Source organism: Demequina sediminicola (assembly GCF_000975055.1).
GTDB lineage: Bacteria > Actinomycetota > Actinomycetes > Actinomycetales > Demequinaceae > Demequina > Demequina sediminicola.
On record NZ_BBRB01000001.1, the window covers coordinates 524,106 to 538,494 of the forward strand.

12 protein-coding genes are annotated in these 14,389 nt (G+C 60.6%); 6 read left to right on the plus strand and 6 right to left on the minus strand.

Annotation, left to right across the window (positions count from 1 at the left end; genetic code table 11):
- Positions 1–213 precede the first annotated feature (213 nt).
- Positions 214–1,470 carry an FAD-binding protein gene (locus tag AOP79_RS02470; protein ID WP_062070085.1) on the plus strand — a complete coding sequence of 419 codons (1,257 nt, stop codon included), beginning with the start codon at positions 214–216 and terminating at the stop codon, positions 1,468–1,470.
- Positions 1,471–1,768: 298 nt separating this feature from the next.
- Here the strand turns inward: AOP79_RS02470 and AOP79_RS02475 are convergent, their stop codons facing one another.
- The gene (locus AOP79_RS02475; protein WP_062070086.1) at positions 1,769–1,996 is read right to left on the minus strand and encodes a hypothetical protein; all 228 of its coding nucleotides are present in this window, start codon (positions 1,994–1,996) and stop codon (positions 1,769–1,771) included.
- A 187-nt stretch (positions 1,997–2,183) separates the two neighbouring features.
- On the opposite strand from AOP79_RS02475, the gene AOP79_RS02480 reads away from it, so the two are divergent.
- From AOP79_RS02480 to AOP79_RS02495, 4 genes are all read left to right on the plus strand, one after another.
- Positions 2,184–2,546 (plus strand): hypothetical protein, encoded by a 363-nt coding sequence (locus AOP79_RS02480; protein ID WP_062070088.1) that lies wholly within the window; start codon positions 2,184–2,186, stop codon positions 2,544–2,546.
- A complete protein-coding gene (locus AOP79_RS02485; protein ID WP_062070090.1) occupies positions 2,543–3,196 on the plus strand; it encodes a hypothetical protein in 654 nt (217 codons plus the stop codon). Before AOP79_RS02480 ends, AOP79_RS02485 begins: the two co-directional genes overlap by 4 nt.
- Before the next feature lie 586 nt (positions 3,197–3,782).
- Complete coding sequence (locus AOP79_RS02490) at positions 3,783–4,439, plus strand: hypothetical protein (protein WP_062070092.1); 657 nt, start codon at positions 3,783–3,785, stop codon at positions 4,437–4,439.
- 448 nt (positions 4,440–4,887) lie between these two features.
- Positions 4,888–5,079: a hypothetical protein gene (locus AOP79_RS02495; RefSeq protein ID WP_062070094.1), complete on the plus strand. Its 192-nt coding sequence runs from the start codon at positions 4,888–4,890 to the stop codon at positions 5,077–5,079.
- 21 nt (positions 5,080–5,100) lie between these two features.
- Here the strand turns inward: AOP79_RS02495 and AOP79_RS02500 are convergent, their stop codons facing one another.
- Positions 5,101–5,310, minus strand: coding sequence for a hypothetical protein (locus tag AOP79_RS02500; protein ID WP_062070096.1), 210 nt, complete (start codon positions 5,308–5,310; stop codon positions 5,101–5,103).
- 80 nt (positions 5,311–5,390) lie between these two features.
- On the opposite strand from AOP79_RS02500, the gene AOP79_RS11665 reads away from it, so the two are divergent.
- On the plus strand, positions 5,391–6,179 hold the full coding sequence (locus AOP79_RS11665; RefSeq protein WP_152647964.1) for a hypothetical protein: 789 nt from the start codon (positions 5,391–5,393) through the stop codon (positions 6,177–6,179).
- Between the two features lie 364 nt (positions 6,180–6,543).
- Here the strand turns inward: AOP79_RS11665 and AOP79_RS02510 are convergent, their stop codons facing one another.
- From AOP79_RS02510 to AOP79_RS02525, 4 genes are all read right to left on the minus strand, one after another.
- On the minus strand, positions 6,544–8,856 hold the full coding sequence (locus tag AOP79_RS02510; RefSeq protein WP_062070100.1) for a hypothetical protein: 2,313 nt from the start codon (positions 8,854–8,856) through the stop codon (positions 6,544–6,546).
- Position 8,857: 1 nt separating this feature from the next.
- Positions 8,858–9,166, minus strand: a complete 309-nt coding sequence (locus AOP79_RS02515; protein ID WP_062070102.1) for a hypothetical protein — start codon at positions 9,164–9,166, stop codon at positions 8,858–8,860.
- Positions 9,167–9,305: 139 nt separating this feature from the next.
- Positions 9,306–9,602 (minus strand): WXG100 family type VII secretion target, encoded by a 297-nt coding sequence (locus AOP79_RS02520; RefSeq protein ID WP_062070104.1) that lies wholly within the window; start codon positions 9,600–9,602, stop codon positions 9,306–9,308.
- A gap of 148 nt (positions 9,603–9,750) precedes the next feature.
- Positions 9,751–14,349: a type VII secretion EssC family protein gene (locus AOP79_RS02525; protein WP_062070106.1), complete on the minus strand. Its 4,599-nt coding sequence runs from the start codon at positions 14,347–14,349 to the stop codon at positions 9,751–9,753.
- Between the last annotated feature and the right edge of the window lie 40 nt (positions 14,350–14,389).

Below are 14,389 nucleotides of genomic sequence, written 5' to 3' on the forward strand. Positions count from 1 at the left end.
CTACGCGCTTTGGGACGATGGTCACGCACACAAAATGCGCTGAACATGCGGAGAAAACGCAAGAGTCGCGTTGCGTAAATCCGTGCATGGTGACCCGCTGCAAGCGCCTCCGGAGCGTGACTCGCCGACCCGTGACCCCACGTCACCACGCCCCCACACCTCTGCTGCGCTCGCAAAACTCCCTGTCAACGGTGACCCCCGTACGCTGGCCGAATGAGCATCGGCGCTAACTGGGCAGGCACACACTTCTTTGGCGCATCGGCGATGGTCGAGGCCCGCACCATTACCGAGGTACAGGAAACGGTCAGCACGACCCGTGGCCCTATCCGCGCGCTGGGGACCCGGCATAGTTTCAACGACCTGGCAGACACCGCCGGCACACTGATCACGGTCACACGCATCGACCCCAACCCTGTTCTCGACACCGCCACTCAGACGGTCAACGTAGGGGCGGGAATCCGCTACGGCGAACTTGCAGTGTGGCTGCAAGAGCGCGGCTGGGCGCTCCACAACATGGGCTCCCTTCCCCACATTTCTGTAGGAGGGGCCGTGGCCACCGGCACCCACGGTTCAGGCGTCACCAACGGCTGCCTGTCCGATGCCGTGGCCGGCCTCGAGTATGTCAACGCATCCGGGGCTCTGGTCAAAGCCACGCGAGGCGACCCCGGCTTCGAGGGTCTTGTCGTGGGCCTCGGCGCCTACGGCATCGTGGTACGAATCACCCTCGACATCCAGCCGACATTCCTGGTGCGCCAAGATGTCTACCGCGATCTGCCCTGGGCCACGTTCCTAGACGATGTGCCCGCCGTGATGAGCGCAGGATACTCAGTGAGTGCCTTCACTATGTGGGCCGAAGAGAACCTCCAGCAGATATGGCGCAAGACCCGCATCGGTGCAGACGAGACGCCCACAGAACCGTGGCTAGGCGCCCGCATGGAGCGCGCCAACGAAGCGGGGCTCGTAGGTGTTCCACCCGACAACCTCACCACCAAAGACGGCATCGAAGGCCCATGGCTGGAACGCCTCCCCCACTTCCGGCTCGACTCCACACCGTCCAACGGCGACGAGATTCAGACGGAGTACTTTGTGGATCTTGCAGACGCCGAGGCCGCCCTCAGCGCCGTCCGCCGATTGTCAGATGAGATTGCCCCGCACCTCCTCATCACCGAATTGCGCACCATCGCCGCCGACGGCCTCTGGCTCTCTGGCGCATACGGTCGCGCAACGCTCGCCATCCACTTCACCTGGCGCAACGATGAAGAGGCCGTGAGCCGCCTGACGCCACGGATTGAGAACGCGCTTGCTCCCTTTGGGGCACGTCCACACTGGGGCAAGGTGCACACCATGGACGCCGACGCCGTAGCTGCCGTCACACCTCGCCTGGCCGATGCTCGCGACGAGTTTGAGCGGCTGGACCCAGAAGGGCGCTTTGCCAACGCGCACCTCCGCAAGCTCGGTGTACGCCGCTAGCCGTGGCTGCACGTCGGCGAGGATGCGACGCTGCCCTCGGCAGCCCGAGCTCCACTGCTGTGCACATCCGAACCGGCATCGGCACACCATAGCGTTGCGCATACGGATACAGCGCCGACACCAACTCATTGAAGGCGTCCGTGCGGCCCACACGATCATGCTCAAGAGCCACCGGAAGGCTCCGCTCCAGCGGGGATTGCTCTCGTCCTCTTTGTTCTTCAGGAACAGCAGGATGCCTTGAAGAACCTCTCTAACGGCACCGCCGATGCTCTTGAAGAAATACACTGAGATCTCGGGTTCAGTCGCCATCAGGCCCTCCTTGACGGGAGTCGGGGTTGCCAGCCGGAGGGTCCTGGTGAATTGCCACCACTCCGTAGTTCAGTGCTCGGCGAGGGCGGGCGCGATCTAGGGCCGACTCGTACAACCGTGTCGCAAAGTACGCCGACGGGACCGCAAGCGCGAACACGAAGAGACGGCTCAACAACACCTGCCACCGAGGATCATCGAGCGTTGCCCAAATCTTCATGTCACAGACCCTGCGGCAATCGAAACCCCTGGCCACATGAGGTGACACGCGAGTCCATCGTCCTTACTCAGTTAACGGCCGCCCCGCGCGAAGTTACCGGCCATGAGATCCCTCACTGCGGACTTCTCTTGGATTGTCGAGGACACAGACTTCGATACGGTTGCGTCAGAACTAACAGGGGGGGACGATGCGTCACGCACGCCACACACTCACCGCCACACCCGTCGGCGCGTTGGCTTTGGCTGGGTGCTCAACAGAGGGCGCGGGGTCGGTTGAAGAGCCACTCGATGCAGGAACACCCGTCACGATTACTGTTCCTCAATGGCGGAAGGAGACGATGACGTCGGAAGTTGTCATCGACGGCATTGAGGAGATTCCAGTCGACCAGGAACGAGTCGTGAACGCCGCAGAGAACTGGCCCGACCTGGCGTGCTGGATAACCACCGCAACCCTCACCCAGATCGATGGGCCAGACGCGGGCACCAAGATTGGCGTAGGCGGCTACGGCGACGGCACCGCCTCCTACGTCACGATCCCTGAGCAGCGATGAAGCACTCAAAACCGCGCATTGCCGCATTCACTACAGTCAGCACGCTCGCAGCTGTTGGCATCGTCGCGATCGTCAGTTGGGCATGGCCCGCGCCTCAGGGGCCGGCGGGCACATGGGAAGACCCCATCCCGCTAGGCCAATCCGCCACAGTTGAGAGCCATTGGGCCAGGCCGGGGACCTGGGAACTGACACTGACAGACCTCAGTGCGACCGCCTACGAACACGACCTCGAGGCTGTACTTCCAGGACCAGCACCCGCCAGCCCAGGAGTGTGCTGGTTTATCTTCGGCACCGCCACCCGCATCAACGACGACAGTTTTCAAGGTGCGCCCTCACTAAAGTTCGCACCCACCGCGACTGACCGCGAGTATGAAACAGAGCCAAGCTACTGTCATGACCGGCTCTACGAGTCACAAGCGAGCACCGTGGTCAAAGGACTCGACGAGCTCGGTTTCCTCCAGTACGCCCACCTCTACGGTGTTGGGAGATCTTCAGACTTCCTGAAAACCCAGCGCACCTACTCGTTCTACTACACCGTCTGGACCGACAGTTACGACAACCCACCACTCGCGCTCACCTTCGAAAACAACGGCATCACCACGTACATGAGCCTCACAGAGGATGAGTGGGACTTGGCCCAAGACTCATGAGCTGTCAACGCACAGAAGAGTTCAAATAACTCGCGCGCGCGTCGGCGCACGCGCGACCACCCCGTAGGCGCGATTACCGAAGTCGATCTCGACGAGCAACTCGCTCGTCACAAGGTATCGTCCCCGCCCTCGTCGTCCTCACCCGTGACCCGGCGTTCCCAGCTGTCGATACTCAACTTGTAGCACTTCGCCCCACTCGAGGCTTGCTCCCTCAGATGCCCATCAATCTTCTCGGTGTCCGGGGTCCCATCAGGGTTGAAGTACTCGGTGCCGAGCCACCGTCGGAAGTCGTCCGAGAAGAGGCCGGTAAGGGCGCCAGCGTCAGCACGGGCAACATCGTCACGGAACTCTTGGGGGGGGGTGGGCTTGGGCGCAGCAACCTCCTTCCAGGCCCGCCCGATGGGCGAGCCAAATCAGATGTCACGCATCGGTGCAGCTGTCCCCCGCGCTTCACTCCGCGCGGCGCTTCCCAGACGATTCCACCATTAGAAGGTGAAGGCTTGGCAAATAGGTGAGGTACACCGATTAACTCGGTAGCGTTCTACACAAGTCACACTCAAGACCATCGTCACGCTTAAGGGGGGCCATGAAGTACTCAAAACCACGCATCGCCGCATTCACCACGGTCAGTACGCTCGCAGCTGTTGGTATCGTCGCGATCGTCAGTTGGGCATGCCCCTCACCCAAGGGGCCGGCGGGCACATGGGAAGACCCCATCCCGCTAGGTCAAAGCGCCACAGTTGAGAGTTCACAACTAGCGAAACCAGGAACCTGGGAACTGACACTGACAGACCTCAGCGCAACCGCCTACGAACACGACCTCGAGGCTGTACTTCCAGGACCAGCACCCGCCAGCCCAGGAGTGTGCTGGTTTATCTTCGGCACCGCCACACGCATCAACGACAACAGCTTCCAAGGTGCACCCTCAATCGGCGCCACCCCCACCGCAGCTGACCGCGAGTATGATACAGAACCAAGTTACTGTCATGACCGGCTCTACGAGTCACAAACAAGCACCGTCAACCAGGGGCTCAACGAACTCGGATTCGTCCACTACACCGAGCTCTACGGCTACGGGTACTCCGCTGACTACTGGAAGACCCAGCGCACCTACTCGTTCTACTACACCGTCTGGACCGACAGCTACGACAACCCACCACTAGCGCTCGCCTTCAAAAACAACGGCGTCACCACCTACATGAGCCTCACAGAAGACCCCAGCAGCCTGGTGCAGAACTCTTAAAAGCCCTCCACCAAGCGAAGTTCTCACGACGTCGACGGCTGACAGACGGCATTGCTGGAGTCCTCACAGTCATCGGGATTGACACGACAAACAGTTAGCGGTGGACTTTTGGAGGCTACTCAGGAACCCAAGACGACCCGGTTCCCTTGGGACAAACCGCCACCCTCAAGGACAGCACCTCCGGTGACGACTGAGACATCACCATCACCGATGTGAACGGAACCGACTAGCAATGGGACCCAAGTTGGGAAGTTGCCAACCCTGCCCCGTCCGAGACGGGCGTGTGCTGGTTTATCTTCGGCACCGGCAGACAAACGAGCGGCGACACCTTCTCAAGCGCCCCGAGCCTGCTCTCCGGAGTCACCCAGTCCAACCCGACCCTCCACATGGAACCCAGATCTGCGGCTCAGGGTCCCACGAATCGTCATCGTGGCAGTTCGAACAAAGTTTGCGCGACTACGGATACATCCGCTACAGCGATCTCTACGTGTTCGCAACTCGCTCCGACTACTGGAAAGTCGAACGGACCTACTACTTCCACATCATCGTCTGGACAGAGAGCTACGACGACCCACCCCTGGCACTAAAGTTTGACAACAATGACAAGGTCTTCTACTTCAGCCTCAACAAAGGGGCCTAGTTCCGAACTGGTGGTGTCCCATCATCGACGTTCTCGGTGATGATGGGACACTATGTCGGTTTCTTCCGGCAAGTACACGTCAGTAGCGTCTTCCCAGCCCTCAGCGAAGGCCTCGAGGAGAGCATCGCTGGAAGCCAGGTCCGGAGGCGGCAGCGCCTCCCAAGTCGGCAAGCACTCGGGAACCTCCTCCAACTGCACAACCGAATAGGTCTCAGCCAGCGCCGCGGCCACTCCGTCACCGCACCGGGCACCCGACTACCAGTAAGGTTCCCTGAGTTGAAGATCCCATGTCGTCTTACCCAGGGGGAAATGTGAAGTACTCGAAACGACAGATCGCAGGCGGCCTCGTCATTGCCCTGTTCACGGGCATCGGTCTCGTCACAGCCGTGATGTGGATATGGCCGTTCGATGGTGCACGCGGCACACTTGACGACCCCGTCCCCATCGGACAATCGGCGACACTCACGAGTATCTACGGAGGCGTGTGGGAGATCACATTGACCACAGTGAGCTCCGCCCGATACGAAGACGACCCCGGTTCCATCGACAACACATTCGATCCACCCTCAGACACCGGCGTGTGCTGGTTCATTTTCGGAACAGCCAGACAAACAAACGGAGACGAATTCAAAGGCGCGCCGGGTTTGACGGCCGCAGTCACCGCATCGGATGAGGACTACGACATCAGGCCAAGCCATTGCTCCCCCGCTGGCCCAGGCGACAGCCCCTCAACACTCACCAGCACAGGGCTAGACACCCTCGCCTTCCCCGACTACTACGACCTCTACGGCTACCTGTACCCAGAGGGCTACTGGAAAACTCACCAGACGTACTCGTTCTACGCAACCGTCTGGACAGAAAGCTACGAAGACCCACCAACCGAGCTGAGGTTCGACGATGACGGCAAAAAGTTCTACTTTAGCCTTGAAGCTGAACCCGGCTCACACGAAGTTCAAGCTCAATCTTCCTCAGTGAGTATGAACACTGTGCCCGTCTCCGGCGACACAAAGACCTCGATCGAAGCTTCCCAGCCTTCAGCAAACGCATCGACGAGTTCGTCGCTCGAAACGGCATCAGGAGGGATCGGAGCCTCCCAATAAGGCAACAACTCGGGCAACTCGTCAACAGGCTCTGCGGAGTACATCTCAGCCAGAGCGGTGGCATCACCATCGCCAAGCCACACCACAAACTCCACATAGTCCACGCCGTCAGCCACAGGTGTCTCGGGGCGCGCATAGTTGGACCCCACCGGCTCATAGTCCTCGAGCACCGGCCATTGTGTCGGCAATGCGTCCAGCTGCCACGTTTCCGCCTCCGGCACTTCCAACCACACCGCGTCAGGCGTGGCGGCTACGTCAGAACCTGCACCCGGCGCACAAGCCGATAGTCCAACCACCACAAGTGCAACCGCCGCAACGCTACGACTAACTCTTCGTCCGACCATGGCGCGCTCCTCTTCCTTCATTACTTATCCCCGCCCGAAACGTAGCGGGCCCACTCCTCACGATCCGTCCGATACTCAGCCGCGGCGTTACCCGCATGGCTCCTCAAGTGAGCATCGATTGCGCTCGCATCCGGAGTGCCGTCAGTCTCCAGGTACTCGGTTCCCAGCCACTTCGTGAAGTCGCCTCCGTACGACGCCATCAAGGCCTCGTGGCCTGTTCTCGAGTGAGTCTCGTGGGCGGTGTCTGCATGTGCCCGCTCGGTCGCCTCTGCCTCACCGGTTACCCAAGCATCCCCCACAATGTCAAAGAGGTATTCCGAAGCGGTGCCAATCGCAACCCCGGCACCTGTGGTCACAGGGATTTTCTTGAGGGTGTGGTCAACGGCAACATCGGTCAGGAATCGTGCGGTCCCGAGTACATTTGACTTTGCCGCATCGTCCTCACGCCCGTCAAGCATCTGTAGGCCATCGATAGTGCCGTCAGTAAAGGCAGCGATGTCGTAGACATAATCCAATGCCACTTCTGGATTGATCTCGCCTGCGTCAACCAGAGTTGCCAGCTCTTCACTGAACGTGGCAGCAAACGCCCCAAGCTGCGGCTCCGCACCGTCGGTTGAGAGCCGCGAAACCACCTGCGTCAACGTTTCTGATGGTACGTCCATGTGTGGCAACACGATGTCATCTTGCCCGAAGATCTGAATGTAGCCATTTTGCTTGATGCCCGCACCATCAACGGTTGCAATTGTCGATACCGAGAACTGCACGCTCTGTTGTTCGATAGTCTGCACAATTGCACTAGAAGCCTCGTCTGACACCACCCCGCGATCCCAACCGCCACCCAGGGGACCGCCAAATGCAATCTGCTCAAACGCGCGACCCAGAACGTCCGTCTGCTGAGCAATGACCTCCATCTGTGTAGCAGAGACATCAGTCAGGTCGAAGTCCTCGTGGGCTATGCCACCTTCGGCCCGCTGCATCCCAGCCAGTAACTGCGCGGGCGCTCCATAGCCGTCCAGCCACCAGTCGCGATCGCCGTACCAAAAGGCGATCCGGTCTCCCGGATCCTCAAACGGTTGAGCCATACCTTCACGCTCCAGTAGGTGGTCTCCGGGGGCGGTCAACCATGCCAATGCCGAGTCTGGGTAGTCGCTAAGTGAGAGGAACACTTGTCCGGCTAGGTCCGTACTCGCCGCCTGATAGCTACCCTCACGGCTTGCATACCCACCGAATTTGAACATCGGGTCGCCAATATTGTGCTTACTGGAGCCTGCCCAACCGCCATGCATGCGCTCCAGCAGATCAACCTCGTCGGCCACAGCGACCGTGAATTCTTCGCCCTGCAAGGCCCTCACTCTATCTTGGAACAGAAAAGCGACTGTCGATGGACTGATTTGCTCGGAGCGAATCAAGGCGAACAACTCTTGTGCAAAGTTTCTAGACCTCTGTGTCGACCAGTTTCCGGTTGCTATTGCCAATCCTTCTCGGAGATTCTGCCCGGATGCCACCGTTGCATCTACCAGCTCGGTACTCGCGCGGCTATCACCGTGCGCCCATACATTGGAGAGGCTAACAAGTGCGAGCGCCAAGGTCTCGCCGTCGACTCCGCCGTTCTCGCGGTAGTAGCGGTCCCACATCGACTTGTCTTCACCTAGGTCCGCGAGCTCTGATTCAAGCGCGATCACCGCGTCTTCATCGCCTGGATTCTGGACTACCCGCTCGGTCGCTTGGACGGCCTGTTGCACCTCGATACTGCGGTTCAACACGTCCCAGCCGCGGCCAACGCTCCATGAAGAACCGATGGTTGCGACGGATGCGAAGTTAAGCCCCCGAATGGTCCTGGTGCTTTCTAGTGCCGCGGTGAATGTTGCATCGACGTCATGCCGCTCGGCAAGCAACGCTTCGAGGCCCGCTTCAATGTTGCGTTGACCGGACATGATCTCGCTGAGACGGGCTTGGCCGTCCACACTGTTCTGATACTCGAGGGCGGTGTTCTGCCAGTAGTACAAGGCGCGCGCAAGCTCTGCCTTCTCCGTGTTGAGTTGCGATGCGCGGGAGCGAATGTCCTCGACGGCGGCCACGTACTCGTCCGCCGCGACCTTACGGTCATTGAGTTCACTGATCGTGGCATCAAGATCTGGTGTTAACGAAAACGCACCTTGCGACCACGCTGACACGGACGTTGCCACTGTCGTTGCTGTTGCGCTACCAGCCGCGGCGAGGAGTTTGACTCGAAACTCTCCCAGTTCGGCAGCGCATGCCGCGCTTGCTGCACCAAACGCTGTGATGCTGGCCGTGTCGCCGGACCCTGGATTGTGTTGGGTTGCGTCAGCCACGTCACACCGCCTGATGGCCGTGGTGGGAGCGTGGACCCGCGGCGACTACTTTCGCCTGGGCATCGTCAACGTCCGCAAATGACTCGCCCACTTCAGTCAGGCGTTCAGCCCAACTCGTCGCATTGCCCAAAGCACATGCTGTGGCACCTTTGCGCCACCGCTCTGCCTGCGCAATGGCCTCGTCGACGCCCACACCGCCGGACCCCGTGACGTCGCATGTAGTTGAAGTGTCGAGGCCATTGATGGCGCTCTGAACCTGGCTAGTTACCGTGCCCAGGTCCTTACTGTCTATTTGAAGTTCGCTGCTCACGAATCTTCCCCCCTGTGCTGTTCAGACAATCCCCATGCCTGAGATGAGATGCACTCTGCCGGTGGCGACCACTGTTGAAAAGGCGCCGCCGGAACCCGAGGTTCCAGCGGCGCCGCGATACATCAGTGATGGCAGGTAATCAGCGCCCGAGCTTCGCAGCAAGCTCCTGGTCCGTGGACTCGAGAGTCTGAGCGGCCGTGGTCAGGAACTGAGCCATACCGGTCAGGCCCTGGACAGTCTGCACAGCACCAGTGTTGAACTCCTGGTAAGCGGCATCGAAAGCACCCGACGCGCTGGTGGTGGTGAAGCCCTGGGCCACCAGGTCCTGCACAAGCTTGCGAAGTGCCTGCAGGTTGGATTCGATCTCTGCCTGGCCCGTCTTCAAACGAGCAGCGGCGTTGTCCATCTCCTGGTAGGAAACGTTCAAGTTCGACATTATTCCCCCTCTAAAAGTAGTGATTCTTCTCATCGCTTGACGCACCCATGCGACAAGTCCTGCTCAATGTATCCGTCTTCGCCCGCAAGTGCAACGGCGGACCCGACCGCCGGTAGCCCTCTTGTGTGCCTTACTCAGACTTGGGTTGTCAACCACGAGGAGGTAACACAGCCCAGTCGGGAAGTCCGCCCCCGTCTGACGCCGATGCCGGCTGGCTTACGTCGGCATCGGCTCCGGGCACTGAAGCACCACTTCGGCCGGCACCTTCCGTGAGAGGCCCAGCCGTCGAGCCGGGAATGATGCTGGCGTCAAGCGGCATCGGAAGTTGGACGCGCACCACTTTGCCTCCCCCAACCCACATACCCCGACCCGGAGAGAACTCGGCCGACTTGACGCGGGGGAACGGAGTGCGGAACGCCGTCTCGCCATCAGCGGCATCAGGCATCAGCGCTAGTCCACGCCGGCCGTTGCGCAATTCGTTGGTCAGCATGCCAAAGCCGCTGAGTTCCGTGACAGCGGTCTCTGCGACGACCAACAACTGGCCGCGACGCGCACGCTTGATGAGGTCCACGAGTGAACTCTCGGAGGGCGACTCAGCAAAGTCCGCCACGGATTCAATGACCACCATGACGGGCGGCCCCCCGGCATTGGCCAAGGCGATGGCGTCCTCCAGGCCGACGAGTTCCCGTGGGTCTGCACCGGTCCCGTCCCACCACGAGTGGGCCAGGAGAGACGATCGCCTTGCGCTAAGCCCAAAGATTCGGGCGTCTGGCCGCCAGCGACGGAACGATGCGACACTCCACACGAGCGCCGAACTTCGGCCACTTTCGGGTGGCCCAGACACAAGAACGGCGCCGGTGCCGTCGACCCCGAACGGCCCCAAATCAACCTCAGAAAGCCCCAGAACGAACTTCTCTCCCAGCCCTGCAGGGAGAGACACCGCATCGTACTGGCGGGGAAGTTCGCCCACGGGTGGTGCGGGTGGTCGCCCGGCCGATGCGACTCGGGTAGCTAGGTCGCTGAAGACCGCCGAGACCTCGCGAGGGTTGGTACGGCCTGCAGGCACGGCAATCTGGAACTCGAGGGAGCCGTGCAATCCGCGACCCACTGGCGAGTCCTCATTCAAGACATCCTTGGGGCTTCCGAGCGGAGGGTAGCCTTCCGGGTCCGACATTCGTAGCGCGAGGCGCTTCAGAACGCTCGCCAATGCTGCGTTGCCGACACCGACAACACGATCGGCAGTGACCACCACGTGAACACCGACCGAACGACCTTCTTGCATGACAGCCATGAGGTCGCTGTATGCCTGATTGCGGCCTTGGACGCCGTCGTACTCAGAGCGGAAGATCGCGAAGTTGTCGACAAGAACAATGATGCGAGGCTCGCCCGTGTTCCCGGTCGCCGCACGGTACTCGCTAATCGAACCTACATCCGCATTGCCGTACTTGGACGCACGTTCATCTACCGTCTGTCGCAACATTCTCATCATGCGAAGCACTCGCTCGGAGTCATCACCAGGGACCACGGAACCCACATGCGGCATCGACTCAATCATCCGAAGGCCCGAGCCGCCGGATTCAAGCCCATAAACGTACACCGGGTCAGAAGCACACCCAGCCGCGAACGCAATCGCACGAAGAACCGCGGTACGACCGGAGCCTCCGGCACCGAAGATCGCCATGTTTTGGTCAACGTCTGGCTCGAACTTCAGCACCTCCTGAGCTTGACGTTGCGGCATATCAATCAGGCCGAGCGACAGCGACGTGTCAGGACCGCCGACCAACTGCAACTGATCAATCACGTGCGGCAGTTCATCAAGCCAGGGCCGCCGCGGATGAGGCAACTTCAGTCCTGCATGCGCTTCCGTAATCCGCGCCACGAGTCGCTCTTGATCGTTGGGGCCCGTGGTGTTGTGGTCACCCTCGTCGCCCTCGGGCCACGGCTCGGGCAACCCAAAACCAAATGTCGCGAAGTCCACCTGCTTATGAGGGTTGGCTACATCGGAGTGCCCACCTGTGTACGCCGACTGGAACCGCGTCAAACGCCCTGGCCCAGCCTTGACGAGACCGCGTCCACGCTGCTCAGGAGGAATCATGGCTGCAGCTTGGTCACCGATCACGTCGGTTGAGTCAGACTCGTCGGCCATCCGCAATGCAACCCGCAGGTTGGTGTTGGCACGCAAGTTGTCACGAATCACACCAGCAGGCCGCTGGGTGGCCATGATCAAGTGGATGCCCAACGAACGCCCTCGCTGCGCGATGTCCACCACACCGTCGACGAAGTCGGGAACCTCACTCACGAGTGCGGCGAACTCATCGATGACAAGGACGAGCGCGGGTGGGCAATCCGGGTCACCACGCTTCTCAAACTCGAGAATGTCCTTGGCGCCCTTCTCATTGAAAAGGTGCTCCCGGTAATGCAACTCGGACCTCAAACTAATGAGTGCTCGCCGCACGAGGTGCGGCGACAAGTCCGTCACCAAACCCACACAATGCGGCAACTTGGTGCACTCAGCAAAAGCCGAACCACCCTTGTAGTCCACAAAAAGAAAGGTCAACCGACGAGAGCTGTACTCCGACGCCAACCCCAGCACCCACGCCTGCAAGAACTCAGACTTTCCCGCACCAGTAGTGCCACCCACCAGGGCGTGCGGTCCATCCTCACGAAGATCCAAACGGAACGCACCATGCGCGGCCTGACCCACGATGGCGCGCAAGCGCGGCGCATACCCCTGAGGCTTTCCAGAACCGTCAGGCAACGACCCGTTCTGCACCCAACGATCAGCAACAGACGACGCGTCAGACGCACTATCCGGACCCAAAAGATCCACCAAAGAAATCATGGACGGCAAGTCCGTCGTGTCTTCCTCGACAGCACCCGCGTCTTCGACCCGAGCCAAACCCAACGCAAAACGGCGCCCCTCATCGACAGAAAGGCCCTCGACCTCCATCGGCCCTACCGTCGTGCCCAGCCTCACAAAATGCGCCTCAGGCTCGTCAGTGTCCAACGTCACGTATGTCCGACACGCTGCCGGCAGATTCGCACGGTTCTTGACCATCCATATGGGGAAAACGCCAGTACCGACAGCCTTCTCCGACAACTGAATCAGCCGCGCCCGGTCCACCGGAGCATCGTCCGCAATCAACACCACCAAAGCCGGCGTAGGCCCCTTGTACCCCGCGGAAGCACCCAGCGACTCCCCAACTTTGGCGCCCGACTTCAGCGCCGACTCGTCCTCGGACAGCGCACCCAACCGCTGTTCACCGGCACGCTTAGGTTGCCGTGAAGCAACCAGTTCCTCCAACTGAGCCAACACATTCATTGCCCCATGCGGCGTAGCGCCGATGGCGTTGCCCAGTTGCGCTTCTCCAGTACGCACGTGCGGCATCCATTTGAGAGCTTTCATCTCCTCACCCCAATGGTCGCCCACAATCGCAGCAACACCTACATCCGTAGGACCATGAAGGCCCACCAACTGCGCCACCAAGCCCCGCGCGTAGTCGCCAGCAACTGGACCCTCCCCCACAATTCCCAAAGAACCAGCAGCAGCAAGATCCTCAACAATGGGGACATCCGAGACGTCCTTGTGGCGTTCAACCAGCTCGTCAAACTCCTCCTCGAACTCTTTGATCGCCCGGTCACGGCCCTGAGGCTCCTTCACCGCCACACGACTCGGTGCCGTGCCAACGCCCAAGCGCAAGAACAAGAACGACCAATGCTCAGGCCGGCGAGTCCACAACGGGTCACGCAACTCTCGAACCCCGTCCACCACCTCATCCAGGGCGGGCACCTCAGCACGACGAGTCCGGACCTCATCTTCACGGAGCGCCGCGATCCTCACCGCCAAGCGGTCAAGTTGCTCGCGGAATCGCGCAAGCGCCTCCTTATGGCTGCGCTTGCCTCGCGTCTTGCCCTGCATCCAGTTGCCAAGCATCATCAGCGGCGACATCGCAATGAAGATCAGCGAGTACGGCGACCTCGTGATCATGTACATCGCAGCACCCGCAACCGCAGGCATGAGGACCATCAGCCAAGGAAATGGCGGCTTCTCCGGCGGTGCGGGAAGGTCCGCAGACTGCAGCGTCACTGCGCCAAAACGAGTCTCGACACGGGGCGTGCGGGTATAGCGGTGGCGCTGAATCTCCACGCTCGGAGGCTCAGCGCTCTCCGCCAAATGGAACCACAACGTCGTGTCGCCAATGGTGACAGGACCCGCGTGCGACACATCGGCTCGCGGAACCATGGCATCCGTCAACCAGACGCCGTTCGCCGAGTTCAGATCGATAATCTCAATTCGCCCAGGGGCGGCACTGATGCGGGCATGGATCTTCGACACCATCCGGTCCCGCACCACAAGATCACAGGTCCGGTCACGGCCAATCAGCCTGCGACCGCTATACAGAGACTCCATACGACGGCGCCCATCGGGCTCCAGAATCTCAACCTCGCCGACGTAAACACTGGGCACCTGGTCTTGATCGACCACACGAAGCAACACCCCAGAGCACGGCTCGAGGTCCTCAAGAATCTCCTCTGCAGAAAACGCCTCAACCTCGTTGCTGTCGAGCGAAGACCGAATCTCCAGCGCAGAGCTCTCCGGCACCAGACCCTCAGCGGCATACTCGCCAGTCGGATCCGTCGCAATCAAGGACCGCACCAAATCGGCGACCGTAGCCCCCGGCTCGGCGACCATCTCAATGTCCTGCAGTTCCCCCGCAGGGCGGTGAAGTATCGCGTGCCAACGCATAGGTTCCCCCTTCTCAACAGACGTCGCATCCTCAGCAACG

Coding starts and splice junctions, on each gene's coding strand:
- AOP79_RS02470 (WP_062070085.1), top strand. CDS start 214: ATGAGCATCGGCGCTAACTGGGCAGGCACACACTTCTTTGGCGCATCG.
- AOP79_RS02475 (WP_062070086.1), bottom strand. CDS start 1,996: ATGAAGATTTGGGCAACGCTCGATGATCCTCGGTGGCAGGTGTTGTTG.
- AOP79_RS02480 (WP_062070088.1), top strand. CDS start 2,184: ATGCGTCACGCACGCCACACACTCACCGCCACACCCGTCGGCGCGTTG.
- AOP79_RS02485 (WP_062070090.1), top strand. CDS start 2,543: ATGAAGCACTCAAAACCGCGCATTGCCGCATTCACTACAGTCAGCACG.
- AOP79_RS02490 (WP_062070092.1), top strand. CDS start 3,783: ATGAAGTACTCAAAACCACGCATCGCCGCATTCACCACGGTCAGTACG.
- AOP79_RS02520 (WP_062070104.1), bottom strand. CDS start 9,602: ATGTCGAACTTGAACGTTTCCTACCAGGAGATGGACAACGCCGCTGCT.
- AOP79_RS02525 (WP_062070106.1), bottom strand. CDS start 14,349: ATGCGTTGGCACGCGATACTTCACCGCCCTGCGGGGGAACTGCAGGAC.